We start from the raw sequence: 21,277 nt of genomic DNA, 5'->3' as shown, positions 1-21,277 counted from the left end.
ACGATGCGTCCATGCCTGGTTCCTCACCCAGGGCCCTCCTGGTGCTGGTGCTCGCCACGCTCGTCGCCGCCGTCGGCTTGGTGGACGCCGTGGTGAGCAGGACGTGGGACTTCGCCGTCGTGTTCGCCCTCGCCATGGGGCTGCAGCTGCTCCTGGTGCTGCGGGCGCAGACCGGCCGGGTGACGGTGACCGTGCGACGGGATCTCGCCGCGTGGGCGTCCGAGCAGGCCGTGGCGACCGGGGAGTCCGCCGACGAGGTGGTGGATCGCTGCGTCGCTGCGGTGCGGGCCGACGTGGTGGATCTCCCGGGACGATGACCCCCCGCGTCGTCCTGCTCGGCGATGGTGCCGAGATCGGTGCCGAGCTGGGCGGAAAGGGCGCATCCCTGGCCCGCATGGTCGGGTGGGGCCACCAGGTGCCGCGCACCGCCGTGGTGCCGATCTCGGAGTACCGGCGGGTCGCCGCCGACCCCGTCCTCGCGCCGTACCTCGAAGGGCTGGCGACCGCGACGGAGCCACCCACCGCTGACGAGGTCGACCACCGCTTCCTGGCGGTGCCGCTGCCCGAGGGCCTGGAGGACGCGATCCGGTCGATCGCCCCGGAGCTCGGCGAGCGCATCGCGGTCCGGTCCTCCGCGTCGTCGGAGGATCTCCGCGACCAGTCCTTCGCCGGCCAGTACCGGTCCTTCCTCGACGTCCCCACCAACGGACCCGAGCTGCTGCGGGCGGTCCGGCTCGTCTGGGCGTCGCTCTGGCACCCCGCGCCCTGGGCCTACCGGCGGGCATGGGGCATCCCGCAGACGGATGCCGCGATGGCGGTCGTGCTCATGCAGATGGTGCCGTCGGAGGAGTCCGGCGTGCTCTTCACGGTCGACCCCGGGAGCCCGACCGACGACCTGCGCGTCGAGCTCGTCTCCGGGCTCGGCGAAGCCCTCGTGTCCGGCGAGCGCACCCCCGACGTGTGGCACGTCCCACGATCGGGGTCGCTCCCCGCCGAAGGCCCCGTGTACTTCGCCGCCCTCCGCGAGGGTGCCGCGGCGCTCGAAGCAGCCGAGGGCGTGCCCCTCGACCTCGAATGGGCCTGGGACGGCCGCCAGCTGTGGCTGGTGCAGTCCCGGCCGATCACCGTCGACGCGACCGAGGGCGACGGCTTCGACACGGCCGTCGACGACCACGAGCTCACCTCGGCGGGGATCAGCGAGATGCTCCCGGGCGTCCTGCCGCCCCTCCGGTGGGGCATCGCCTCGCTCCTCGTCGAGGAGGCGTTCCGGAACGTGCTCAGCTCGCTGCGGGCGCTCCCCGCCGAGGTGGCGAGCGCGCACGCCTTCGTGCGCCGGGTCCGGGGACGGGCCGTGCTCGATCTGGACCTGCTGAAGGAGGCGGCCGAGCAGATCCCCGGCGCGTCTGCATCCGACATCGAGGCCCAGTACTTCGCCGAGCCCTCGACGCCGCCCACGACGCGACCGCACGCATCGTGGCTGCGCCTGCTGCGTCGCGACCTCCGGGCGATGGCGACGCGCCGCCGGGCGCGCTTCGACGGCGACGTCGCCATCGCCGCGATCCATGTGATCGACGCCGACCCGTGCGCGCTCGACCTGCTCGACGACCGCCAGCTCCTCTCCCGGCGCCTCCGCCTCCTCGACCTCGGTGTCCGTGCGATGACGGCGGAGCTCGGCGTCGCCGCGGCAGCCGCCGGCGCCTACGCCGGCGTCGAACAGGTGCTGGGCCGCTACCTGGACGCGGCCGAGGCCGCCCGGCACACCCAGCAGGTGACCCTCGGCGCCGCCGGGGTGCGCACCCCGGTCCCGACGGCCAGCCGATCGGTGTTCGCCGGGCCGACGTGGGCCGAGGCACCCCGCCTCCTCGAACGGCACGACGCACGGGCTCGCCCCGACGGGAGCGCCGCGCTGGCGGACCTCGAGGAGCTGCTCGTCACCGATCCGCGCTGGCGTCGCACCCGCGTGCTCTCGGGCCAGGTCATCGACGTGCGGCTCCACATGCTTCGGCGCTCGATCAGCGACGCGACCGAGGACCTCGGGCGTCGGGAGGGGGTCAAGGCCGCCGTGCTCGGGTTGGGCGGGCACGTGCGGGCCATCCACGTCGAGATCGGTGCGCGCCTGGTGGCGCGGGGCCTGCTGGACGCGGTCGACGACGTCGAGCTGCTGGGCGAGGACGAGATGCGCCGGGCCCTGCTCGACGGCATCGCCATCCCCCGCGGGGTGCTGGGTCGGCGGCGCCGGCACCTGGCTCGGTGGCGCGAGGAGGACGAGCTGCCCTCCCGGTTCACCGGCATGCCGGCCCCGGCCGAGGGCGAGCCCCTGTCGGGCGACCGCCTCACGGGCATCGCCGCCAGCCCCGGCCGCTTCACCGGGCGGGCGGTCGTCGTCCGCGATCCGACCGCCGGCTCGCCTCCACCCGGTTCGGTCCTCGTGGCCCGGGCGACCGATGCGGCGTGGTCACCGCTCTTCATCGATGCCGGTGCAGTGGTCGTCGAGCGAGGCGGACCGCTCTCGCACGCCGCCATCGTCGCCCGTGAGCTGGGGCTACCGGCCGTGCTCGACGTCCGGGGCGCGACGCGCCACCTCGACGGGAGGTGGGTCACGGTCGACGGCAGCGCCGGGATCGTCGCGATCCACGACGAGGAGCGCACCGCACCGCCGCAGGAGGTGACCGCACGATGACCGCCGCCCGCGACCCGTGGGCCGACGCCGACGTCGACCGGTTCGGCATCTTCGTGCCGGCGATCATGTCCGCTGGCCTGCTCTTCAGCATCGTGACGCTGCTGCGAGATGCCGTGCACGGCCGCCGGCACCGCCACCGGGAGCGTCGGGTCGAGATCGCCGGGGCGGCCGTCGCCGGCCACGTGACGACGGGCGCGTCGGCCACCGCCGCGCTCGAGCAGGTGCTGCGCCCCCGGTCGGCGTACCTGCTCACCGCCCTCACCTGCATCGGTGCGTCCGCGTACGTGGTCATCGGCGCGATGGGCAACTACGGGCGGGAGAACGGCTACGTCTCCGACATCGCCTGGCTCCTGGCGCTGTCGATCATCACCGGGTTCCTGCTGCTGTGGCTCGGCGTCGGCGCCGGCCTGCTCTACGCCCGCTACCCGGACACCCCGGCATGGGCAACCGAGCTGCTCATCTCCACCCCCCTCGGCCTGGCACCGGACAGCGACCGGACCGGGTCGCGCCGACGCTTCCTGCTCGGGTGGTCGGCCACGATGGCGGGCACCGCCTTCGCCGTCGTCACCCTCGGCGTCGGGTCCTCGCGCGGGGCCTTCGCCGATGCCGACGGCCGGTTGTCGAGCTCGGTCAGGACCTGGGACTGGATCGAGGGCGTCCAGGGGGTCCACCTCCTCGGCCGGACCGAGATCGCCGTCGCTGCCGTCCTGCTCATCGGCGTGGCCACCCTCCGCTGCCTCCCCTTCGCCGCGGCCTACGCCGGCGCCGTCGTCGCCTCGCTCGGGGTCACGACGCTGGTGCGCGAGGTGATCGAGCGCGACCGGCCGGCCGGCACGATCCTGACCGGGCTGGAGGACTCCTACCCCAGCGGCCACATGGTGCAGTCGGTGCTGCTCGCCGGCCTGGTACCCCTGGCCCTGCTCGTGCTCACCAGGTCGGCGCTCCTCGCCCGCGCCGTCGGCGTGCTGCTGGCCGTCGCCACCGTGCTCGGTGCCCTCGTCCGGGTGCAGCGGGGGCTGCACTGGCCCACCGACGTCCTGGGCGGCGCGGCCCTCGGCGTGACCATCGTGCTCGTCGTCCGCTGGGCCCTGGCCCGGCCGGCCCTCCACGCCAGGTGCCGCAGCTGCCCGTGGTCGTCCTCGCCCGGCCCGTCCCACACGGTGGTGCACCTGCCCGACCTGGCCCACGGCCTGCTGGGGCTGGCATCCCGGGCCCTCGCCCTGGTCGCGATCGCGACCTTCTCGGTCCTCGCGCTCACCGTCGGCATCCCGCGGAACCCCCGCGGTGAGTCGGTCGCCGCGCTCGTCGAGGTCTGGGGCACCCTCGCGGCCCTCGCGCTGCTGGCGCTGGCTTGGATCCTGTCGCTGTGGCACCCGCTCGCCGGCGCGGTCGGCCTCGCCGGCGGCGGCCTGGTGCTCGGTGCCCTGTCCTCGGTGGCGTACCACCCCCTCGTGTCGATCGCCGTCGCCGCGTCCTTCGGCATCCCGGCCATCGGGCTGTGGCTCACGTGGCAGCGGGGCCGGACCCGGCGAGCGGTCGCGGTCGTGGCCGTCCTGTGCGCGCTGTCGGGCACGACGGTGTACGCGACCGCGGCCACGGTCCACGACCACTTCTACGGTCCCGCCCACCCGGCGTCGGACACCGTGGCCCTTCCCGTCGACCTCGTCGAGTGGGCGTGGTCCGGGGCCGTGCGGACCGAGGGCTTCCAGGTCGTCGCTCGCGTGGAGGGGGACCACGACGAGGCGGTCCTCGTCGCAACCCCGGCCGCGGGCGGCGCGGCCACCAGGAGCGATCCCGCCCCGGTGTCGGACGAACGGGTCGTGCGCCTCACCGCCACCGACCTGGCCGCCGGCACCGAGTACCGGTGGTCGGTCGAGGTGGACGGGCACGTCGATCGCGCTCGCGGATCGGGTCGGGCGCGCACCGCGCCCTCCGGGCCTGCCGACCTGCGCATCGCGGTCGCCTCCTGCGCCCGGACCGGCTCGAGCGGGCAGGTCTTCGACGCCATCCGCATGGCCGATCCCGACCTGTTCGTGCACATGGGTGACTTCCACTACGGCGATCTCGCGTCGAACGACCTCGATCGCTACCGGGCACTGCTCGAGCGCGTGGTCACGGCACCCTCGCAGGCAGCGCTCTATCGCAACGTGCCGATCGCCTACGTCTGGGACGACCACGACTACGGCCCCAACGACTCCGACAGCAGCTCACCGAGCCGCGACGCGGCCTGGGCCGGCTACCGGGAGCTGGTGCCCAACGTGGCCGCGCCGGACGGGCCGATCAACCAGGCCTTCACGCTCGGACGGGTCCGCGTCGTCATGACCGACACCCGCTCGGCGAAGACAGCGGAGACGATGCTGGGGGCCGAGCAGCGGCGGTGGCTCCTCGACGAGCTCCGCACGTCGTCGCGCACCCACGCCGTCGTGCTCTGGGTCAACTCGGTTCCCTGGATCGCCCCCGACGAGCCGGGTCGGGACGACTGGGGCGGCTACGCCGAGGAGCGGGAGCAGATCCTGGACGCCATCCGGAGCGCGTCCATCGAGAACCTGGTGATGGTCAGCGGCGACGCGCACATGGTGGCGCTGGACGACGGCACGAACAGCGGCGGCTTCCCCGTGCTGCACGCCGCCGCGCTGGACCGGCCCGGCAACGTCCGGGGCGGCCCCTACTCCGACGGCACGTTCCCCGGGGCCGGGCAGTTCGGGCTCGTCGAGGTCGACGACGACGGTGGGTCCCACGTCGAGGTGACGCTCAGCGGCCGCACGTGGGAGGACGAGGTGCTCGTCAGCCGCACCTTCCGGTTCGCCGTGCCCCGCCCGGCTCGGTAGCCGCGGATCAGGCCGTGCGCTCGGCCAGGTAGGCGATGGCCCCGTCGAGGGTGCTGAGCGCGGGGTAGTCGCGCTCGGGGACGGTGAGGCCGGTCTCGTCGTGGATGCCGATCATCAGGTTCAGGAAGTCCATCGAGTCGAGGCCGAGCTCCTCCTGGAGCTGGCCGTCGGGCCGGGCACCGTCGAGATCGACCTCCGGGGCGATGTCGGCGAGGACCTTGGCGATGAGGTCGCGGGCGTCGCTCTCGGTGAGGGCGGTCATGGTGTTGCTCCTCCGGTGGGGTGGGGGTGGGGTCGGTCGAGCGCGTCGGGATCCTGCAGCAAGGCGGCGATCCGCGACAGGAGGGCGGCGCCCTCGATCCCGTCGCTGGTCCGGTGGTCGGCGGCCAGTGAGGCGACCACCACCGGGCGCACGGCCGGGGCGCCGTCGACGGCCAGGACCTCGTCGTGCACGGCACCGAAGCCGACCATGGCCAGCTGCGGCGGTCGGATGACCCCCCAGACGGCATCGACGCCGAGATCCCCGAGGTTCGTGACCGTGATCGTCGGTCCCGTCCACTCGCGCTGACGGACGCGACCGGCGCGTGCGCGCCCGGTCAGATCCCGGAGGGCCGTCATCAGCTCGGTGAGGGACATCTGGTCGGCGCCGTCGATCCCGGGGGCGACCAGGCCACCCCCGCGCAGGGCGATGGCCACCCCGAGGTGCACGTCGGACGACGGCCGGTGCCCGTCCTCCCACCAACCGTTGAGGGCGGGGTGCTCGGCGGCCGCGCTCGCCGTCGCCTTCAGGAGGAGCACGGCCGGGAGCACCCGCTCCACGACCGGGCACGCCTCGTTCCGGGTCCGCAACCAGTCGAGCGCGACCCCGAGGTCGACGGTGGTCTGCAGGTAGTAGTGCGGGATGTCCCGCTTCGAGCGCGCCATCGCCCGTGCGATGGCGTCGCGCATGCCGGCGTCCCGATCGACCGGCGCCGCCGCCGGCACGTCTGCGGCCAGCACCGCGCCGCCCGGCCCCGACCCGACCACGGCGGTCAGCGACACCTCGCGCTCGGCGGCGAGCCGGCGCGCGTAGGGCGAGGACCGGGTGCGCCCGTCCGCCGGCGTGGCGCGGGTCGGGCGGTGCTCGAGGGGAGCGGCGACGCCTCCCGGCCCGGATCGCGGTGCCCCCTCGACGTCGCGGCGGGTGATCACCCCGCCGGGCCCGGTCCCGGCCAGGTGGTGGAGGTCCACGTGGCGCTCGTCGGCCAGGTGCCGGACGATCGGCGACAGCACCCGGCCCGCGGTCCGGGCGGTGGTGGCCACGCCCCGCGGCGGGCCCTCGGCCGGGGCCACGGGCTGCGGGGCCGGCACCGGCGGTGATGTGGGCGCGGAGCGCCGGCCGGCGTCGGTCGCCCCCTCGATGCGGGCCAGCGGCGTGCCGACCGGGACCGTCGTGCCCACCTCCACGAGGAGCTCGCCGATCACGCCGTCTTCGAAGACCTCCACCTCGATGTCGGACTTCTCGGTGTCGATCACGGCGACGATGTCGCCGCGGCGCACCGGATCACCGGGCGCGACGAGCCACTCGAGCAGCGTGCCCTCGTCCATGTCGGCCCCGAGGGACGGCATGCAGAACTCACCCACGGAGACCCAGCTCCTCCACGGCCTGCAGGATCCCGTCCACGCTCGGGAGCGCGGCGATCTCGAGGTGCCGGGCGTAGGGCATCGGCACCTCCGCCGAGCAGACCCGTCCGACCGGCGCGTCCAGCTCGTAGAAGACGCCCTCGGTGATGCGGGCGCTGATCTCGGCCGAGATGCTGCCCGACCGCCAGCCCTCGTCGACGACGACCGCACGGTGCGTCCGGGCCACCGATCCGAGGATCGCCTCGTCATCGAGCGGTCGCAGGGTCCGGAGATCCACGACCTCGGCGTCGATCCCGCGGCCGGCGAGCTCCTCGGCCGCGGCGAGCACCGTGGGGAGGGTCCCGCCGTAGGTGATCAGGCTCACGTCGGTGCCCGAGCGGCGGACGGCGGCCCGGTCCAGGTCCACCGGACCCAGGTCGTCGGTGAGCTCGCCCTCGGCCCCGTAGAGCGCGCCGTGCTCGAACAGCAGCACCGGATCCGGGTCGTCGAGAGCCGTCTGCAGCATCCAGCGGGCATCGTCCACGGTGGCCGGCGTGACGATGCGCAGGCCGGGGATGTGGGCGTACCAGCCCTCGAGGCTGTGCGAGTGCTGGGCGGCGAGCTGGCGACCGGCGCCGGTCGTCATGCGGATGACGATCGGCACGTTGCACTGGCCGCCGCTCATGTGGAGCAGCGTCGCCGCGTTGTTCATGATCTGGTCGAGGGCGAGCAGGCTGAAGTTCACGGTCATGATCTCCACGATCGGGCGCATGCCGCCGAGCGCGGCGCCGATGCCGGCGCCGACGAACGCTGCTTCCGACAGCGGCGTGTCCCGGATCCGCTCGGGACCGAACTCCTCGAAGAGGCCGAGGCTGACCCCGAAGCACCCGCCGTACGCGCCGACGTCCTCCCCCATCAGGAAGACCCGGTCGTCGTCTCGCAGCGCGGCGGCCAGGGCATCGCGCATCGCCTCCCGGTACGTCGTGGTGCTCACCGGACCCCGCCTCCCGTCGGCTCGCTGGTCACGTGGCGCCCGAGGGTCTCCACCGGTTCGGGTGTGCCCGCTTCGGCGAAGGCCACGGCGGCGTCCACCTCGGATGCGACGCGCTCCTCGATCCCGGCCATGCCGGCGTCGTCGAGCGACCCCTCGTCGCGCAGGCGCCTCTCGAGCAGGTCGATGGGGTCGCGTTCGCGCCAGGTCCGGACCTCGGCCTTGTCCCGGTAGCGCTCCGGGTCGAACATGGAGTGCGCCCGGAAGCGGTAGGTGCGCAGCTCGAGGAAGTGCGGCCCGCCACCGTTGCGCACCGCCGTGACCGCCCGGGCCGCCGCCCGCTCCACCGCGACGACGTCCATGGCGTCGACCGGCCACGCCGGCATCTCGTAGGCCGCGGCCTTGGCCGCGATGTCGGTCTCCGACTCGCTGCGGGCGAGCGCGGTGCCCATGGCGTAGAGGTTGTTCTCGCAGCAGAACAGCACCGGCAGATCCCACAGGGCGGCCAGGTTCATCGACTCGTGGAACTCGCCCTCGGCGACGGCGCCCTCGCCGAAGAAGCAGGCGGTCACCCGCGGCCGCCCGGCGAGCTGGTCAGCGAGCGCCAGGCCGACCGCCACCGGCAGGCCGCCGCCGACGATGGCGTTCCCCCCGTACACGCCGTGGTCCATGTCGAACAGGTGCATGGACCCGCCGCGGCCGCCGCTGCACCCCTCCGCGACGCCGTACATCTCGGCGAGGATGGCGGTCATCGGCGTCCCCTTCAGCAGGGCGTGCCCGTGCTCCCGGTAGGTGGCGACCACGGCGTCCTCGGGCTCCAGCTGCTCGATGACCCCGGTGGCGGCCGCCTCCTCCCCCACGTACAGGTGCAGGAAGCCGCGGATCTTGGACTGGGTGTACAGCTCGGCGCAGCGCTCCTCCATGCGCCGCACCCGCAGCATCTGCTCGAGGAGGTGCCGTCCGTGCGCGGGGTCGAGCGGGCTCATCTGGCCACCTCCAGGGTCGATGTGTCCCCCTCGTCGAGACCGAGCACCCGTGCCCTCAGGAGGCGCCGCATGATCTTGCCGCTGCGGGTCTTGGGCAGGTCCTGGTCGAAGCCGATCGTCCGGGGCGCGACCGCGGGGCCGAGGCGGCCCCGGGCGTGGCCGAGCAGCTCGCGCCGCAGCTCGTCGCTGGGGTGGCGCCCCTCGGCGAGGCTGACGAAGGCCTGGACCACCTCGCCCGCCACCGGGTCAGGCACGCCGATCACGCCGGCCTCGACCACGGCCGGGTGCTCGAGCAGCACCTTCTCCACCTCGAACGGGCCGATGAGGTGGCCGGCGGACTTGATGACGTCGTCACCTCGCCCGACGAACCACACGTAGCCGTCGGCGTCCTGGCGCACCAGGTCACCGGACCGGTACCAGCCGTCGGCGAAGCAGCGGGCGTAGCGCTCGTCCTGGTCCAGGTAGCCACGGAACATCGAGGGCCACCCGGCCCGGAGGGCGAGCTCGCCGGTCTCGTCCGGGTCGCAGCGCACCAGCTCGCCGGCACCGTCACGGCGGAGCTCACCGTGGTCGTCGAGGGCGAGGACGGCTGCGTCCACGCCGGGCAGCGGACGGCCCATGGAGCCGGGCCGGATCTGCTGGCCCGGGCCGTTGGCGACCATGATCCCGCCGGTCTCGGTCTGCCACCAGTTGTCGTGGATCGGGGTGCCGAGGGCGTCTCGACCCCACGCCACGGCCTCCGCGTGCAGCGGCTCACCGACGCTGGCGACGAAGCGCAGGCGCCCCAGGTCCTCCCGGGGGGCGAGGTCGGCGCCAGCACGCATGAGCATCCGCACCGCGGTCGGCGCCGTGTACCAGACGTCCACGGCCTGGTCCCGGAGGATGCCGTACCAGCGCTCGGCCTCGAACTCGCCCTCGTCGACCACCAGGGTCGCCCCGTGGGTGAGGGGCGAGATGATCCCGTAGGAGGTCCCGGTCACCCAACCCGGGTCGGCCGTGCACCAGAACACGTCGCCGTCGCGCAGGTCGAGCGCGAGCCGCCCGGTCGCGTGGTGGGCGACGACCGCCTCGTGCACGTGCACGGCCCCCTTCGGCGTGCCGGTGGTCCCGCTGGTGAAGTGCAGCAATGCCGGGTCCTCCGGATCGGTCGGGCCGATCTCGTAGGTCGACCGTGCCGCGTCCAGCAGGGCGGGCAGCGACCGCGTCCCCTCAGGGGCTGCATCGGCGGCCACGTCCACCAGCAGCACGTGCTCGAGGTCCGGCAGGTCACCGCGGAGCCCGGCGACCTTGCGCCGGTACTGGGCCTCGGTGGTGACGAGCACCCGGCCACGTCCGATCCGCAGGCGCGTGCGCACCGGTTCCGGCCCGAACGCTGCGAACAGCGGTGAGAACACGGCCCGGTGCTTGAGGGTGCCGAGCGCCGCCACGTACAGCAGCGGCGTACGCCCGCTCAGGGCGAACACGGGATCGCCGGCGCCCACGCCGAGGTCCTGGAGCACGTTGGCGAACCGCGACGTCCGCTCGGCCAGGTCACCGTAGGTCAGGTCCTCGCGCGCCCCGCGAACACCGAGCCAGCGGATGGCGACCCGATGCTCCCGGTCAGTACCGAGGTGGCGGTCGACCGCCTCGTGGGCGATGTTGAGCCCCCGGCCGTCCGGGAGCCCGTCCAACGCCCGCCGCGCCCGCCCCCAGACCTCCGATGGCTGATCCATGGTCACGGTGGGGTCCACACGAGCTCCTCCTCGCACCCGATCGTCCGCCGGGGCCTGCGACCCCGGCAAGGGTCCTTCGTCCCCGCGAGGCCGTGAACGTGTCCCGGGGCGGTCGGGTCGCTGGTGTCGCGGGCCATTGGGCCCTGGCGCGACGTGGCGAGATGGCAGACGCTGCGGCCATGGCTGCACAGACCGAACCCGGCGTGGTCCTCGTCCCGGCTGACCAGGTCGTCGAGCTCGCCCCGATGCCCCTGGGGGTCGGCGAGGGCGCCGTCCACCGCACCACCTGGACCGACGGGCGCTCCAGCGCCGGCTTGATGCACATCGACGCCGGTCACCACCTCGGTGAGCACACGCACCGCCGGCACCACCACCACATCTGGGTCGTCTCCGGACGGACGCGGGTGCTCGGTGCCGAGCTCGACGCCGGCTCCTACGCCCACATCCCCGCCGGCGTCGCCCACGACTTCGAGGCCGTCGGCGACGAGGGGTGCACGGTCTTCTACCTGTACCAGCAGGACGGGAGCGCCTGAGAAGGACGGGAGCGCCTGAGCGGCTGCGGCCGCAGCCCCGGGCGCGCTCAGCTCCGGGTCGCGGGGACCGGGCTGTCCCGGTGGCCGTAGATCGTCTCCGCCGTCACCGGCCGCACGAGGTCGGCGAGATCGGCCGACAGGTTGATCAGCAGGTCGTCGATCGACAGGACGCCGACGAAGCGCCCGCGCTCGGTCACCGCCAGGCGGCGGACGGCGTTCTCCCGGAAGATGGCATAGGCGGCTCGCAGGTCGGCGTCGGCCTCGATGGTGACGACCGGGCTCGACATCATCGAGTCCACCCGGGCGTGGGGGTCCAGACGGCGGGCGAGCCCTCGGCGCACCAGGTCGCGGTCCGTGACGATCCCGACCAGGTGGTCCCCGTCGAGCACGGCCAGCGCGCCGACACCGGAGCGCTCCATGATCTCGGCGGCCTCGCGCATGGTGCGCTCCGGGCCGATGGCCACACCGGAGCGGCGGATGCCCTCGATGGCCCTCATGACCGCGCCCCTCCTGCGTCGGCAGCATCGAAGTGCTGCAGGGCGGCGTCGGAGCCGGGGAAGAAGAGCGTCTCGTGCCCGGAGTCCCCCCAGCGCACGACGTAGGGCGGCCCGCCGTCATCGCCGCGCACCTCGAGCACCTCGCAGTCACGGTCCGGTTCACCGACCCGGTGACCGCGGATGATGATCCGGTCTCCCTTGGCAGCGTGCATGGGTCCTCCTCGACATCGACGAACTCTCCCCGTCATCAGACTCCTGGCGAGCCTCAGCGGACAGGGCCCAAGGTCATGGACCCCGCCGGAACCAGAGCCCTTGTGCCCTACCGACGGTCGGCCGCTCGGCGCACGATCGGCGCATGGGTCCGATCCGTCGGGTGTCGATCGCGGCGATGACGTGCGCGGCGCTGCTGCTGCTCCCGGGCGCAGCGGCCGATGCCGCACCCGCCCAGGACGCGCCGGCGGTCGTCCCCGATGGCGGGTACGTGCTCGACGGCTTCGGCGGCCTCCACCCCTTCGGTGGGGCGCCAGCCGTCGCTCCGGGCAGCTACTGGCAGGGCTGGGACATCGCCCGGGCGGTCGTGACCCGAGCCGACGTGCGCTCCGGGTACGTCGTCGACGGCTGGGGCGGGCTCCACGCCTTCGGCGGCGCACCCCGGGTCGCGCCCACGGGGTACTGGCGGGGCTGGGACATCGTGCGCGGCCTGGCCCTGCGCCCCGACGGGAGGTCCGGGTACGTGCTGGACGGGTGGGGCGGACTCCACCCCTTCGGCGGCGCACCGGCGGTGGCGGTCGCCTCCTACTGGTCGGGATGGGACATCGCGCGGGGCGTCGCCCTGGATGCGTGCGATGCCTCCGGGACCTCCGGGTGGGTGCTCGACGCCTACGGCGGCCTGCACGCCTTCGGCGGCGCGCCGGCGAGGACGGCGTGGTACCTGCCCGGCGTCGACCTGGCGCGCGGCATCACCTCGTGGTGCCAGGGCGGGGCGTCCGCCGGCTACGTGGTCGACGGCTGGGGCCGCCTGCACCCCTTCGGTGCGGCACCGATCGCCGGGACCACGACGTGGCCGGGATGGGACATCGCCCGAGGTGTGGTCATGGACCGGGCCGGCGACGGCGGGTGGGTGCTGGACGGCTGGGGCGGGCTCCACGCCTTCGGTGGCGCACGGCGGGTCGCACCGTCGGGGTACTGGTACGGCTGGGACATCGCGCGAGGCGTCGGCGCCAACGGCGGCGGCGGCTCGATGCCCCATGCGGTCGGACGGACGCTGCGGCCGCTGCAGGGGACCGGGGCGTGGGTCGACCTGTTCGACTGGTCGCTCACCTACACCGGCGGCTCGCCCTCGGTGGGCACGGCGGACATCGACGCCATGGCCGCGGCCGGCATGGAGACCCTCTTCATCCAGGTGACGCGCATCGACGCACCGACCGACATCGTCGAACCGGCCCGGTTGGCGCTGCTCCTCGACCAGGCCCACCGCAGGGGCATGCGGACCTGCGCCTGGTTCCTCCCCGGGCTTGCCGACCCGGCCGTGGACCAGCGCAAGGTCGCGGCCATCGCCCGCCTCGACGTCGACTGCGTGGCCGTCGACATCGAACCCACCGTCGCCCAGACCGACCCGGAGGCGCGCAACGCCAACCTCGTCTCCCTCAGCCGGTACGCCCGAGCGACCGTGCCCCGCGCCATCCCGCTCGCGGCGATCGTGCTGCCACCCGTCGTGACCGAGATCCTCAACCCGTCCTACTGGCCTGACTTCCCGTGGACCTCGATCTGCGACCACTACGACGCGTGGATGCCGATGAGCTACTGGACGAACCGGCCCGTCGACTCCATCTGGCGGGATCCGTACCGGTACACGACCGAGAACGTCCGACGCCTCCGCATCGATCTCGCCGACCCGGGAGCGCTCGTGCACGTGATCGGCGGCATCGGCGACCAGGTCACCGCGGCCGAGCTGCTGGCGTTCCGGCAGGCGGCGACCGACACCCGCAGCATCGGGCTCGGCATCTACGACTGGGCGAGCACCCCGGCGACCCTCCGGGACGACCTCAGAGGTTGAGCGCGATCAGGGCCACCCCGAACACGGCGAACAGCGCCGCGGAGCCGATGCGGATGGTCTGCTCGGGCAGCCGAGCGCCCGTGGCCCGGCCGACGAGGACCCCGACCGACCCGGACGCGATGATGCCGATGGTGGCGCCGACCCACACCAGCACCGGGTTGCCCTGGGCGGCCAGCGTCGCGGTGGCCAGCATCGTCTTGTCGCCGAGCTCGGCCACGAACATGGCCGCGGCGACGGACAGCACGACTCGGCCGTGGCCGGTGGCCGCGGCCATGCCCTCCTCGTCATCGTCGTCAGCCCGCAGGGACCAGAGCGCGAACCCGATGAAGAGGACGCCGCCCCCCAGGCCGAGCGCACGGGTCGGGAGTGCGGCGCCGAGCAGGCCGCCGACCACGACCGACAGCAGGTTGGTGGCGGCGTAGGCCAACGCCACGCCGGCGAGCACCGGTCCGAGGCGGTGGCGGGCGCCGAAGCCGAGCGCGACCAGCTGGGTCTTGTCGCCGAGCTCGGCCAGGAAGACGATGCCGAGCGCGGCGAGCAGCGAACCCACGGGGCGAACCTAGGACGGGGGCCGGGCGCGACGAAGGGCGCAGCGAGCGCTGCGCCCTCCGTCGCCTGTGATGCGATTCGTCCGGGCGGCCGGTGGGCCGTCCGAGGGATCAGTCCTCCTCGGTGACCGTCTCGGTCTCTTCCTCGACGACCTCGGTCTCCGTCTCGGTGTCGGTCTCCTCGACCGTCTCGGTCTGGGTCTCGGTCTCGAGCTCGAGGGTCTCCGTATCGGTCTCGGTGACGCCCTCGGTCTCGGTGACGTCGACCTCCTCGGTGTCGGTCTCGGTCTCGGTGTCGACGATCTCCTCGGTGGTGTCGTCGTCGTCACCGCAGGCAGCGGCACCGAGCAGCAGGGCGGCGGCGAAGCCGGCACCGGCGATGCGGCGGGTCAGGGTCGAGCTCATCTGTCAAACCTCCGTTGGGGGGATGGCACGGAGCCCGCCACCTACCCGGCGAGGTGTTCGGTAGAACTCGTCCCTCAACCGTCCCCGGGCTCGTGCCCGATCGCTCGGGACACGGCCTCGAGCAGCTCCGCCGGGCTGGCCGGCGCCTCGAGCACCACGCAGCCCTCGAGATCCACCTTCTGCCGGGCGGCCTCGGGTGCGGCGACCTCGACCACGACCCGCAGATCGGGCAGTCGGCGACGCAGCGCCCGGAGCGCCTCCACGTTGCGGGGGTCCCACGGGCGCAGCGCGTGCACCACCACGTCGACGCCCTCGGCGGCGGAGCACCCCTCCCCTGCGGCCAGCCGGCATCGCTGGCCGGCCCCTTCGGGTCCCGGGCAGGTGACCGTGTCGTAGCCGTGCTCGCGCAGGACCGCGGCGGCGTGCTCGCGGGTCCCCCACTCGACGGCCTCCACCAGCACCCGGGGTCCCGCACCGGGTTCCCATTCGTGGTCCTGGATGAGCTCGGGCATCGCGCGCTCCTCCGTTCGCGATCCGGGTCGGGCCCCGGTCCCTTCGCCATCGTCGGCCAACCGAGCTCCGGGGCGCCAGGGACCAACGTCCCGTCCGACATGGGCCCGCCGCGACCGGGGAACGGAGGGACCGCACACCCGCCTGTTCCGGAAGGACTCCCATGAACGTCATCCAGCTGCTGGAGAACGACCACCGCGAGGTCGACGAGCTGTTCCGGCGCGTCCACCTCTCGGAGAAGCCCGAGACGATCGATGAGCTGACCAAGCAGATCGTGCACGACCTCTCCGTCCACGCCGCCGTGGAGGAGCAGTTCGTCTACCCCCTGCTGCGAGCCAAGGTCGACGGCGGCGGCGCCATGGCCGACGAGGCGATCGAGGAGCACCAGCAGGCCAAGCGCCTCCTGGCCGACCTCGAGGAGCTCGATGCCGGCTCCGCCGACCACGCGAAGGCCATGGAGTCGCTGATCGAGACGATCCGTCACCACGTGGAGGAGGAGGAGGCCGACGTCTTCCCGAAGCTCCGCGACGAGGTGGGCGCGTCCACCCTCGACTCCCTGGGTGACCTGGTCGAGCAGGCCAAGAAGGTCGTGCCCACGCACCCGCACCCCCTGGTGCCCGGCACCGCCACCGCGCAGCTCGTCGCCGGCCCGTGGGCGGCCACGGTGGACAAGGTGCGAGACCTCCTCGGCGGCCGCTGACGCGACACGCCCCGGACGCCATGGCGTCCGGGGCGGGGATCGTCGGGCCTCAGCCCTCCGGGTCGGGTTCGTCGTCGGTGGGGACGGCCCGGGCCTGGTCAAGGGCGTCGGCCTCGGGCACCTCGAAGCTGTCGTCGCCGAGCACGGCACCAGCATCGGCATCGGGCTCGTCGTCGACCGATCGGCGCTGCTCCAGCGCGTCGGCCTCGGGGACGTCGTCGGGCAGCTCGTCGCTGGCCATGATCACTCCTCCTCGATCGGCTCCCACCACTGGCACCACCAGTCGCCGCCCACGAGGATGCGCAGGGTCTGGTGCCAGCAGTACGAGATCTCCTCGTCGGGGTCCAGGTAGTACAAGCAGTTGTCGCAGCGCTCGTCCTTGTACGGATGGCCCTTGAGGGTGGCTCGCTCCATCACGTCCTTCCACTCGAGCCACTTGACGGAGTCGATCTCCTTGGGCTCAGGCTTCGGGATCTCGTAGTCGGACATTCGCTGGTCTTCTCCCGGTCTCGACGATGGGTACGCCGGGTCGGTTCCCGTGCGCCCCCTCGTTCTAGAACATCAGACCTGGGCGGTGGCGGCACACCGCCGGGGACCCTCCCGGGGTTCAGCCGGCCTCGGCCACGCCGCGGTCGCCGTCGTCCACGGGCAGGGCCCGGACGTCACCGGCGGCCTTCTGGGCGGCCAGAGCCTCGCCCGCACCGAGCACCGGGCGCTCGGCCGCGGACTGGAGGGACTCGATCTCGTCGAGGGACCGCTGGAACACGCGCCGGCGGGTGCCGTTGAGCTCGTCGTGGAAGCTCTTGTGGGTGAGGTCCAGCTGGCGACCCACCTTCTCGATGGCCCCGACCAGCTTGTCCCACTCCCCCGTCAGGCCGCCGAGGCAGCGCAAGATGTCGTCGCTGCGGCGCTCGAGCTGGAACTGCTCGACCGATCGGCGGACCACGGCCAGCACGGCGAACAGGGTGCTCGGGGAGCACAGCACCACCTGGTGGCCGAGTGCGACGTCGACGATGTCGGGGTCGGACTCGTGCAGGAAGGCGTACACCGCCTCGTTGGGGATGAACAGCAGCAGGCAGTCGACCGTGTCGCGGTGGTCCACGTAGCCCCGGCCGGCCAGGCCGCGGACGTGGTTGCGCACGTCGGCCACGAAGGCCTTGGTGTGGCGGGCGCGGTCGGCGTCGGACTCGCACTCCAGCACCCGCAGGTAGTTGTCGACCGGGAACTTCACGTCCATGCGCAGCTCGAGGTCCCGCGGCAGCAGGAAGCGGAAGTCGGGGATGGTGCCGCCCTCGATCGCGGTCTGGCGGCGGTAGCTCACGCCTTCGCGGAAGCCGGCGGCACGCAGCACGTCCTCGGCCATGCGCTCGCCCCACTGCCCCCGCTGCTTGGGGCTGGCCAGCGCCTGGCGGAGCTGGTCGGTGTGCTGGGCGAGGGACTGCTGCGTGCGGGTGACGTGCTCGAGCTGGGCCACGAGCGACCCGGTCTGCTCGGCCCGCTCCTTCTGCAGGGACTGGACCAGCCCACCGAGGGTGCCGAGGGCATCGGCGATGTGGGTGACCTGCTGCTCGAAGGAGTGCGAGCGCAGGTCGAGCTCCCGGCTGCCGGCGGCCATGGAGTCCTGCAGCTTGGAGGTGGCCACCGAGGTGGCGCTCTCCACCGCGGCGCGCAGCGTGTGCTCCCGCTCGGCGACGAAGGCGTGCCCGGCCTGGGCCACGACGGCGTCGACGGCGGCGGCGACCGCGGCCTCGCGCTCCTCTGCGGCACGGGCCGAGAGCTGGGTGGTGGTGAGCCGGGCGACCACGAGCGCGGCCAGCGCGGCGGCCACGACGGCGGCGAGGAGGGCGAGGAGGACGGCCATGGGTCAAGTATCCGCACGGGGGGTGACGAGAACGCGGACCCGGGCGTGCCTACCGTTCGTCCATGGCCCGGATCACCGTCTCCACCACGATCGACGCGAGCCCGGCGGCGGTGTGGGCAGCGGTCGAGGACGTCGGCTCCCACGTCGACTGGATGGCCGATGCCGAGGCCATCCGCTTCACCTCGGACCGCACCAGCGGCGTCGGCACCACCTTCGAGTGCGACACCAAGGTCGGGCCGCTCCGACTCACGGATCTGATGGAGATCACCCGCTGGGAGCCGGAGCAGGCCATGGGCGTTCGCCACGTCGGCCTGGTCACCGGCGAGGGGGTCTTCACGCTCTCGTCCGCCGGTGAGCAGTCCCCGGATCGGGCGACCACCCGCTTCGAGTGGTCCGAGCGGCTGGTGTTCCCCTGGTGGATGGGCGGCCCCGTCGGCGGGATCGTCGGCGGGAGGATCATGCGCCTGATCTGGAAGCGGAACCTGCGGCGACTCAAGGGCATCGTCGAGGGTCAGCAGGGGTGACCACCTTCCTCCTGCGCCTCGAGCCCGAGGACGGCGACGGGCCAACGGTCGCGGTCAAGGACCTCATCGACATCGCCGGCACCCCCACCACCTGCGCGTCCCGGCCGATCGCCGAGGCGGCGGGGCCGGCCACGTCCGACGCTGCCTGCATCACCAGCATCCGGGCCGGCGGCGGACGCATCGTGGGCAAGGTCAACCTCCACGAGCTCGCCTTCGGAGGCAGCGGCATCAACCCCTACACCGGGACGCCGCAGAACCCGCTGGACCCGGCCCGGATCCCCGGCGGCTCCTCGTCCGGCTCCGCCGTGGCCGTGGCCACCGGCGAGGCCGACGTGGCCATCGGCACCGACACCGCCGGCTCGGTGCGGATCCCGTCGACGTGCTGCGGCGTGGTCGGGTTGAAGACGACCTTCGGCCGCATCCCGACCAGCGGCGTGCAGCCCCTGGCCCCGTCCCTCGACACGGTCGGGCCCATGGCGACCACGGTCGCCGGCGTCGTCACCGGCATGGCGCTGCTCGAGCCCGGCTTCGTGCCGGGCGCGCCCGCACCGTCGGTCGGTCGCATCCGCCTGCCCGGCGCCCATCCCGAGATCGAGGCCGCCATCGATCGGCTGCTCGCCGCCAGCGGGCTGGACATCGTCCCCGGCGCGCTCGACGGCTGGGAGCGGGCCGCGGACGCCGGCACGACGATCCTGTTCGGCGAGGCGGCCCGCGTCCACGCCGACCTCCTTCGCGACCACGCCGGCCAGCTCGGCGAGGAGACCCGGGATCGGCTCGAGAAGGGGGCGCGGATCACCGACGCGGAGCTCGACGCAGCACGAGCGCACGCCCAGCCGTGGCGGACCGAGCTGGACGCCGCACTGGCCCGGACCCCGGTGCTCGCCACCGCCGGGATCATGGACGAGCCGCCGCTGCTCACCGAGCCCCAGCGGCTCGACACCCGGGCCCCGAACGTGGCGGTCAACCTGGCCGGCAACCCGGCGATCGTGGTGCCGGTCGCCCGGCCGGGGCACCTGCCCACGGCCGTGCAGCTGATCGGGCGGCGGGGCGAGGAGGAGGTCCTCGTCGCCACCGCCGCCGTGCTCGAAGCCGCCTCGACCGGCTAGCTGCCCACGTACTCGTCGCGCAGCTCGCGCTTGACGAACTTGCCGTTGGCGTTGCGCGGCAGGGGCTCGGTGCGGAACCAGACGTGGGCCGGGATCTTGAACTTGGCGATCCGCTCGCCCAGGAACGAGCGCAGGCCCTCCTCGTCGAGGGACGCCCCGTTGCGCAGCACGATGGCGGCGCCGACCTCCTCGCCGAGGCGATCGTCGGGCACGCCGAACACGGCCACCTCGGCCACGTCGTCGTGCTCGTAGATGGCGGTCTCGACCTCGGAGCAGTAGATGTTCTCCCCGCCCCGCAGCACCATGTCCTTGGCCCGGTCGACGATGAACACGAAGCCGTCCTCGTCGATGCGGGCGATGTCGCCGGTGTTGAACCACCCGTCCTGGATGGCCTCGGCCGTCGCCTCCGGGCGGTTCAGGTAGCCCTTGATGACCACGGAGCCGCGCACGCACAGCTGGCCGACGGTGTCGGGCCCCGGCGGGAGATCGTTGCCGGCCTCGTCCACCAGCTTGGCCTCGAGGGTCGGCACGACCGGGCCGCACGACGCCGGCTTGGCCACGTAGTTGGCCGCCGAGTTGGCGGTGACGATCCCGCAGGTCTCGGTGAGGCCGTAGCCGGTGGACGGCGCGCCGGTCTTGAGCGACTTGTCGATCTTGTCGACCAGGTCGGGCTGGAGCGCCGCACCGCCGCCGCCCATGCCCTGCAGGCTGGAGGTGTCCCGCTTCGCCCAGTCCGGGTGGGCCAGCAGCTCGCGGCTCATGGTGGGCACGCCGGAGAAGTTGGTGACCTGCTCGCGCTCGATCAGCTCCAGCGCCCGGCCCGGATCCCACTTGTAGGTGAGCACCAGGCGCCCGCCGGCCAGCGTGCAGGGGTGCAGGAGGCAGTTGTTGGCCGTGACGTGGAACAGCGGCGTGGGCGCCATGAACACGGCCTGGGACGGCGCGGCATCCGGGTCGGGGGCCGGCGCGGTGCCCGCCTTCTGGGCCGCCATCCCCGCGGCCGTGGTCATGAAGACGATGTGGAGGATGTTGTGCACGCACCCCCGGTGCGTGAGCTGGGCCCCCTTCGGGAACCCGGTGGTGCCCGACGTGTAGAAGATGCAGGCGTCGTCGTCGGGGTCGATGGTGGCCTCGGGAAGCGAGTCGGGGGCGTCCTCGGCGCGGACGACGTCGGTCCAGCGGGTGGCGTCGTCGGGCAGCTCGCGTTCGGACCGGACGCTGATGAGGTGCATGGGCTGCTCGGCCCGCACGGCGTCGAGGTGGGGCAGGACCCGCTCGATGCGCTCGTCGTCGGCGATGAGGACCTTGGGGCGGGAGTCGGTGAGCCCGTACTCCATCTCGGGCCCGGTCCACCACGCGTTCATGCCCACGGCGGCGGCGCCGAGGCTGAGGGCGGCCCAGTACGACACGACCCACTCGGGGTAGTTGCGCATGGCGATGGCGACGCGGTCGCCTTCGCGGACGCCGTGGCTCTCGCGCAGCAGGTGGGCCAGGGCGCGGACCTGGGCGTGCACCTCGGCGTAGGTGTACCGCTCGTCCTCGTAGACGAGGTAGTCCTTGTCGCCGTGGCCGGCGGACAGCTCCCAGAGCACCCGCATGTTCGGCGGTGCGCTCTTGAACACCTGGATCGGCACGCCTCGGACGTCGATCGTCTCGATCTCGAAGGAGCCCCCCGGCGCGGTGAGCTCGTCCCATGCTTCGCGGTAGTGATCGGTCACGGTCCGATCCTGGCACGCGC

At 73.4% G+C, this 21,277-nt stretch carries 22 protein-coding genes; 8 read left to right on the top strand and 14 right to left on the bottom strand.

The window, feature by feature from the left end; translation table 11 throughout:
* The first annotated feature begins 11 nt into the window (after window positions 1–11).
* The 3 genes from RGQ06_RS11935 to RGQ06_RS11925 are packed head-to-tail and all read left to right on the top strand — an operon-like array spanning window position 12 to window position 5,508.
* Window positions 12–317 (top strand): hypothetical protein, encoded by a 306-nt coding sequence (locus tag RGQ06_RS11935; RefSeq protein ID WP_432430352.1) that lies wholly within the window; start codon window positions 12–14, stop codon window positions 315–317.
* Complete coding sequence (locus RGQ06_RS11930; RefSeq protein ID WP_432430351.1) at window positions 314–2,680, top strand: PEP/pyruvate-binding domain-containing protein; 2,367 nt, start codon at window positions 314–316, stop codon at window positions 2,678–2,680. Before RGQ06_RS11935 ends, RGQ06_RS11930 begins: the two co-directional genes overlap by 4 nt.
* Window positions 2,677–5,508, top strand: coding sequence for an alkaline phosphatase D family protein (locus tag RGQ06_RS11925; protein ID WP_432430350.1), 2,832 nt, complete (start codon window positions 2,677–2,679; stop codon window positions 5,506–5,508). The genes RGQ06_RS11930 and RGQ06_RS11925 overlap by 4 nt, the downstream gene beginning before the upstream one ends.
* A 7-nt stretch (window positions 5,509–5,515) precedes the next feature.
* On the opposite strand, the gene RGQ06_RS11920 is transcribed toward RGQ06_RS11925, so the two are convergent.
* Genes RGQ06_RS11920 through acsA form a run of 5 tightly spaced genes read right to left on the bottom strand, consistent with a single transcriptional unit; the run spans window position 5,516 to window position 10,799 of the window.
* Window positions 5,516–5,770 carry an acyl carrier protein gene (locus RGQ06_RS11920; RefSeq protein WP_432430349.1) on the bottom strand — a complete coding sequence of 85 codons (255 nt, stop codon included), beginning with the start codon at window positions 5,768–5,770 and terminating at the stop codon, window positions 5,516–5,518.
* The gene (locus RGQ06_RS11915; protein WP_432430348.1) at window positions 5,767–7,131 is read right to left on the bottom strand and encodes a dihydrolipoamide acetyltransferase family protein; all 1,365 of its coding nucleotides are present in this window, start codon (window positions 7,129–7,131) and stop codon (window positions 5,767–5,769) included. Before RGQ06_RS11915 ends, RGQ06_RS11920 begins: the two co-directional genes overlap by 4 nt.
* On the bottom strand, window positions 7,124–8,077 hold the full coding sequence (locus tag RGQ06_RS11910; RefSeq protein WP_432430431.1) for an alpha-ketoacid dehydrogenase subunit beta: 954 nt from the start codon (window positions 8,075–8,077) through the stop codon (window positions 7,124–7,126). Before RGQ06_RS11910 ends, RGQ06_RS11915 begins: the two co-directional genes overlap by 8 nt.
* A gap of 23 nt (window positions 8,078–8,100) precedes the next feature.
* Window positions 8,101–9,087: a pyruvate dehydrogenase (acetyl-transferring) E1 component subunit alpha gene (gene pdhA / locus RGQ06_RS11905; protein ID WP_432430347.1), complete on the bottom strand. Its 987-nt coding sequence runs from the start codon at window positions 9,085–9,087 to the stop codon at window positions 8,101–8,103.
* Window positions 9,084–10,799 (bottom strand): acetate--CoA ligase, encoded by a 1,716-nt coding sequence (gene acsA / locus RGQ06_RS11900; protein ID WP_432430346.1) that lies wholly within the window; start codon window positions 10,797–10,799, stop codon window positions 9,084–9,086. The genes pdhA and acsA overlap by 4 nt, the downstream gene beginning before the upstream one ends.
* Window positions 10,800–10,978: 179 nt before the next feature.
* Between acsA and RGQ06_RS11895 the strand changes: the two genes are divergently transcribed.
* On the top strand, window positions 10,979–11,332 hold the full coding sequence (locus RGQ06_RS11895) for a cupin domain-containing protein (RefSeq protein WP_432430345.1): 354 nt from the start codon (window positions 10,979–10,981) through the stop codon (window positions 11,330–11,332).
* Between the two features lie 47 nt (window positions 11,333–11,379).
* On the opposite strand, the gene RGQ06_RS11890 is transcribed toward RGQ06_RS11895, so the two are convergent.
* Both RGQ06_RS11890 and RGQ06_RS11885 read right to left on the bottom strand, forming a co-directional pair.
* Window positions 11,380–11,829 carry a CBS domain-containing protein gene (locus RGQ06_RS11890; protein ID WP_432430344.1) on the bottom strand — a complete coding sequence of 150 codons (450 nt, stop codon included), beginning with the start codon at window positions 11,827–11,829 and terminating at the stop codon, window positions 11,380–11,382.
* Complete coding sequence (locus RGQ06_RS11885; protein ID WP_432430343.1) at window positions 11,826–12,041, bottom strand: DUF1918 domain-containing protein; 216 nt, start codon at window positions 12,039–12,041, stop codon at window positions 11,826–11,828. The genes RGQ06_RS11890 and RGQ06_RS11885 overlap by 4 nt, the downstream gene beginning before the upstream one ends.
* 143 nt (window positions 12,042–12,184) lie before the next feature.
* Here RGQ06_RS11885 and RGQ06_RS11880 point away from each other — a divergent pair, with 143 nt between their 5' ends.
* Entirely contained in the window at window positions 12,185–13,885 is a 1,701-nt protein-coding gene (locus RGQ06_RS11880; protein WP_432430342.1) for a hypothetical protein, read from the top strand.
* Here the strand turns inward: RGQ06_RS11880 and RGQ06_RS11875 are convergent.
* The 3 genes from RGQ06_RS11875 to RGQ06_RS11865 all read right to left on the bottom strand — a co-directional run bounded on the left by RGQ06_RS11875 (window position 13,875) and on the right by RGQ06_RS11865 (window position 15,350).
* A complete protein-coding gene (locus RGQ06_RS11875) occupies window positions 13,875–14,435 on the bottom strand; it encodes a TMEM165/GDT1 family protein (protein ID WP_432430341.1) in 561 nt (186 codons plus the stop codon). The genes RGQ06_RS11880 and RGQ06_RS11875 overlap by 11 nt on opposite strands.
* A 109-nt stretch (window positions 14,436–14,544) precedes the next feature.
* Window positions 14,545–14,838 carry a hypothetical protein gene (locus RGQ06_RS11870; protein WP_432430340.1) on the bottom strand — a complete coding sequence of 98 codons (294 nt, stop codon included), beginning with the start codon at window positions 14,836–14,838 and terminating at the stop codon, window positions 14,545–14,547.
* Between the two features lie 74 nt (window positions 14,839–14,912).
* Window positions 14,913–15,350: a hypothetical protein gene (locus tag RGQ06_RS11865; RefSeq protein WP_432430339.1), complete on the bottom strand. Its 438-nt coding sequence runs from the start codon at window positions 15,348–15,350 to the stop codon at window positions 14,913–14,915.
* A 161-nt stretch (window positions 15,351–15,511) separates the two neighbouring features.
* Here RGQ06_RS11865 and RGQ06_RS11860 point away from each other — a divergent pair, with 161 nt between their 5' ends.
* A complete protein-coding gene (locus RGQ06_RS11860) occupies window positions 15,512–16,048 on the top strand; it encodes a hemerythrin domain-containing protein (protein WP_432430338.1) in 537 nt (178 codons plus the stop codon).
* A gap of 49 nt (window positions 16,049–16,097) precedes the next feature.
* Here RGQ06_RS11860 and RGQ06_RS11855 read toward each other — a convergent pair whose 3' ends face one another.
* The 3 genes from RGQ06_RS11855 to RGQ06_RS11845 all read right to left on the bottom strand — a co-directional run bounded on the left by RGQ06_RS11855 (window position 16,098) and on the right by RGQ06_RS11845 (window position 17,909).
* Window positions 16,098–16,289 carry a hypothetical protein gene (locus RGQ06_RS11855; RefSeq protein ID WP_432430337.1) on the bottom strand — a complete coding sequence of 64 codons (192 nt, stop codon included), beginning with the start codon at window positions 16,287–16,289 and terminating at the stop codon, window positions 16,098–16,100.
* Window positions 16,290–16,291: 2 nt separating this feature from the next.
* Window positions 16,292–16,537, bottom strand: coding sequence for a hypothetical protein (locus RGQ06_RS11850; protein ID WP_432430336.1), 246 nt, complete (start codon window positions 16,535–16,537; stop codon window positions 16,292–16,294).
* Window positions 16,538–16,655: 118 nt separating this feature from the next.
* Complete coding sequence (locus RGQ06_RS11845; RefSeq protein ID WP_432430335.1) at window positions 16,656–17,909, bottom strand: DNA recombination protein RmuC; 1,254 nt, start codon at window positions 17,907–17,909, stop codon at window positions 16,656–16,658.
* Between the two features lie 62 nt (window positions 17,910–17,971).
* Here RGQ06_RS11845 and RGQ06_RS11840 point away from each other — a divergent pair, with 62 nt between their 5' ends.
* Window positions 17,972–18,433, top strand: a complete 462-nt coding sequence (locus RGQ06_RS11840; RefSeq protein ID WP_432430334.1) for an SRPBCC family protein — start codon at window positions 17,972–17,974, stop codon at window positions 18,431–18,433.
* The gene (locus RGQ06_RS11835; protein ID WP_432430333.1) at window positions 18,430–19,539 is read left to right on the top strand and encodes an amidase; all 1,110 of its coding nucleotides are present in this window, start codon (window positions 18,430–18,432) and stop codon (window positions 19,537–19,539) included. The genes RGQ06_RS11840 and RGQ06_RS11835 overlap by 4 nt, the downstream gene beginning before the upstream one ends.
* Here the strand turns inward: RGQ06_RS11835 and RGQ06_RS11830 are convergent.
* Window positions 19,536–21,257 (bottom strand): class I adenylate-forming enzyme family protein, encoded by a 1,722-nt coding sequence (locus RGQ06_RS11830; RefSeq protein ID WP_432430332.1) that lies wholly within the window; start codon window positions 21,255–21,257, stop codon window positions 19,536–19,538. The two genes, RGQ06_RS11835 and RGQ06_RS11830, sit on opposite strands and share 4 nt — an antisense overlap.
* Between the last annotated feature and the right edge of the window lie 20 nt (window positions 21,258–21,277).

This window comes from Salinilacustrithrix flava, assembly GCF_041228405.1.
GTDB lineage: Bacteria > Actinomycetota > Acidimicrobiia > Acidimicrobiales > Salinilacustritrichaceae > Salinilacustrithrix > Salinilacustrithrix flava.
The sequence above is the reverse complement of the archived record's forward strand: the minus strand, read 5'-3'. Positions and strand labels throughout refer to the sequence as shown.

Coding starts and splice junctions, on each gene's coding strand:
- RGQ06_RS11935 (WP_432430352.1), top strand. CDS start 12: ATGCCTGGTTCCTCACCCAGGGCCCTCCTGGTGCTGGTGCTCGCCACG.
- RGQ06_RS11930 (WP_432430351.1), top strand. CDS start 314: ATGACCCCCCGCGTCGTCCTGCTCGGCGATGGTGCCGAGATCGGTGCC.
- RGQ06_RS11925 (WP_432430350.1), top strand. CDS start 2,677: ATGACCGCCGCCCGCGACCCGTGGGCCGACGCCGACGTCGACCGGTTC.
- RGQ06_RS11920 (WP_432430349.1), bottom strand. CDS start 5,770: ATGACCGCCCTCACCGAGAGCGACGCCCGCGACCTCATCGCCAAGGTC.
- RGQ06_RS11910 (WP_432430431.1), bottom strand. CDS start 8,077: ATGCGCGATGCCCTGGCCGCCGCGCTGCGAGACGACGACCGGGTCTTC.
- pdhA (WP_432430347.1), bottom strand. CDS start 9,087: ATGAGCCCGCTCGACCCCGCGCACGGACGGCACCTCCTCGAGCAGATG.
- acsA (WP_432430346.1), bottom strand. CDS start 10,799: ATGGATCAGCCATCGGAGGTCTGGGGGCGGGCGCGGCGGGCGTTGGAC.
- RGQ06_RS11895 (WP_432430345.1), top strand. CDS start 10,979: ATGGCTGCACAGACCGAACCCGGCGTGGTCCTCGTCCCGGCTGACCAG.
- RGQ06_RS11890 (WP_432430344.1), bottom strand. CDS start 11,829: ATGAGGGCCATCGAGGGCATCCGCCGCTCCGGTGTGGCCATCGGCCCG.
- RGQ06_RS11885 (WP_432430343.1), bottom strand. CDS start 12,041: ATGCACGCTGCCAAGGGAGACCGGATCATCATCCGCGGTCACCGGGTC.
- RGQ06_RS11880 (WP_432430342.1), top strand. CDS start 12,185: ATGGGTCCGATCCGTCGGGTGTCGATCGCGGCGATGACGTGCGCGGCG.
- RGQ06_RS11870 (WP_432430340.1), bottom strand. CDS start 14,838: ATGAGCTCGACCCTGACCCGCCGCATCGCCGGTGCCGGCTTCGCCGCC.
- RGQ06_RS11865 (WP_432430339.1), bottom strand. CDS start 15,350: ATGCCCGAGCTCATCCAGGACCACGAATGGGAACCCGGTGCGGGACCC.
- RGQ06_RS11860 (WP_432430338.1), top strand. CDS start 15,512: ATGAACGTCATCCAGCTGCTGGAGAACGACCACCGCGAGGTCGACGAG.
- RGQ06_RS11855 (WP_432430337.1), bottom strand. CDS start 16,289: ATGGCCAGCGACGAGCTGCCCGACGACGTCCCCGAGGCCGACGCGCTG.
- RGQ06_RS11850 (WP_432430336.1), bottom strand. CDS start 16,537: ATGTCCGACTACGAGATCCCGAAGCCTGAGCCCAAGGAGATCGACTCC.
- RGQ06_RS11845 (WP_432430335.1), bottom strand. CDS start 17,909: ATGGCCGTCCTCCTCGCCCTCCTCGCCGCCGTCGTGGCCGCCGCGCTG.
- RGQ06_RS11840 (WP_432430334.1), top strand. CDS start 17,972: ATGGCCCGGATCACCGTCTCCACCACGATCGACGCGAGCCCGGCGGCG.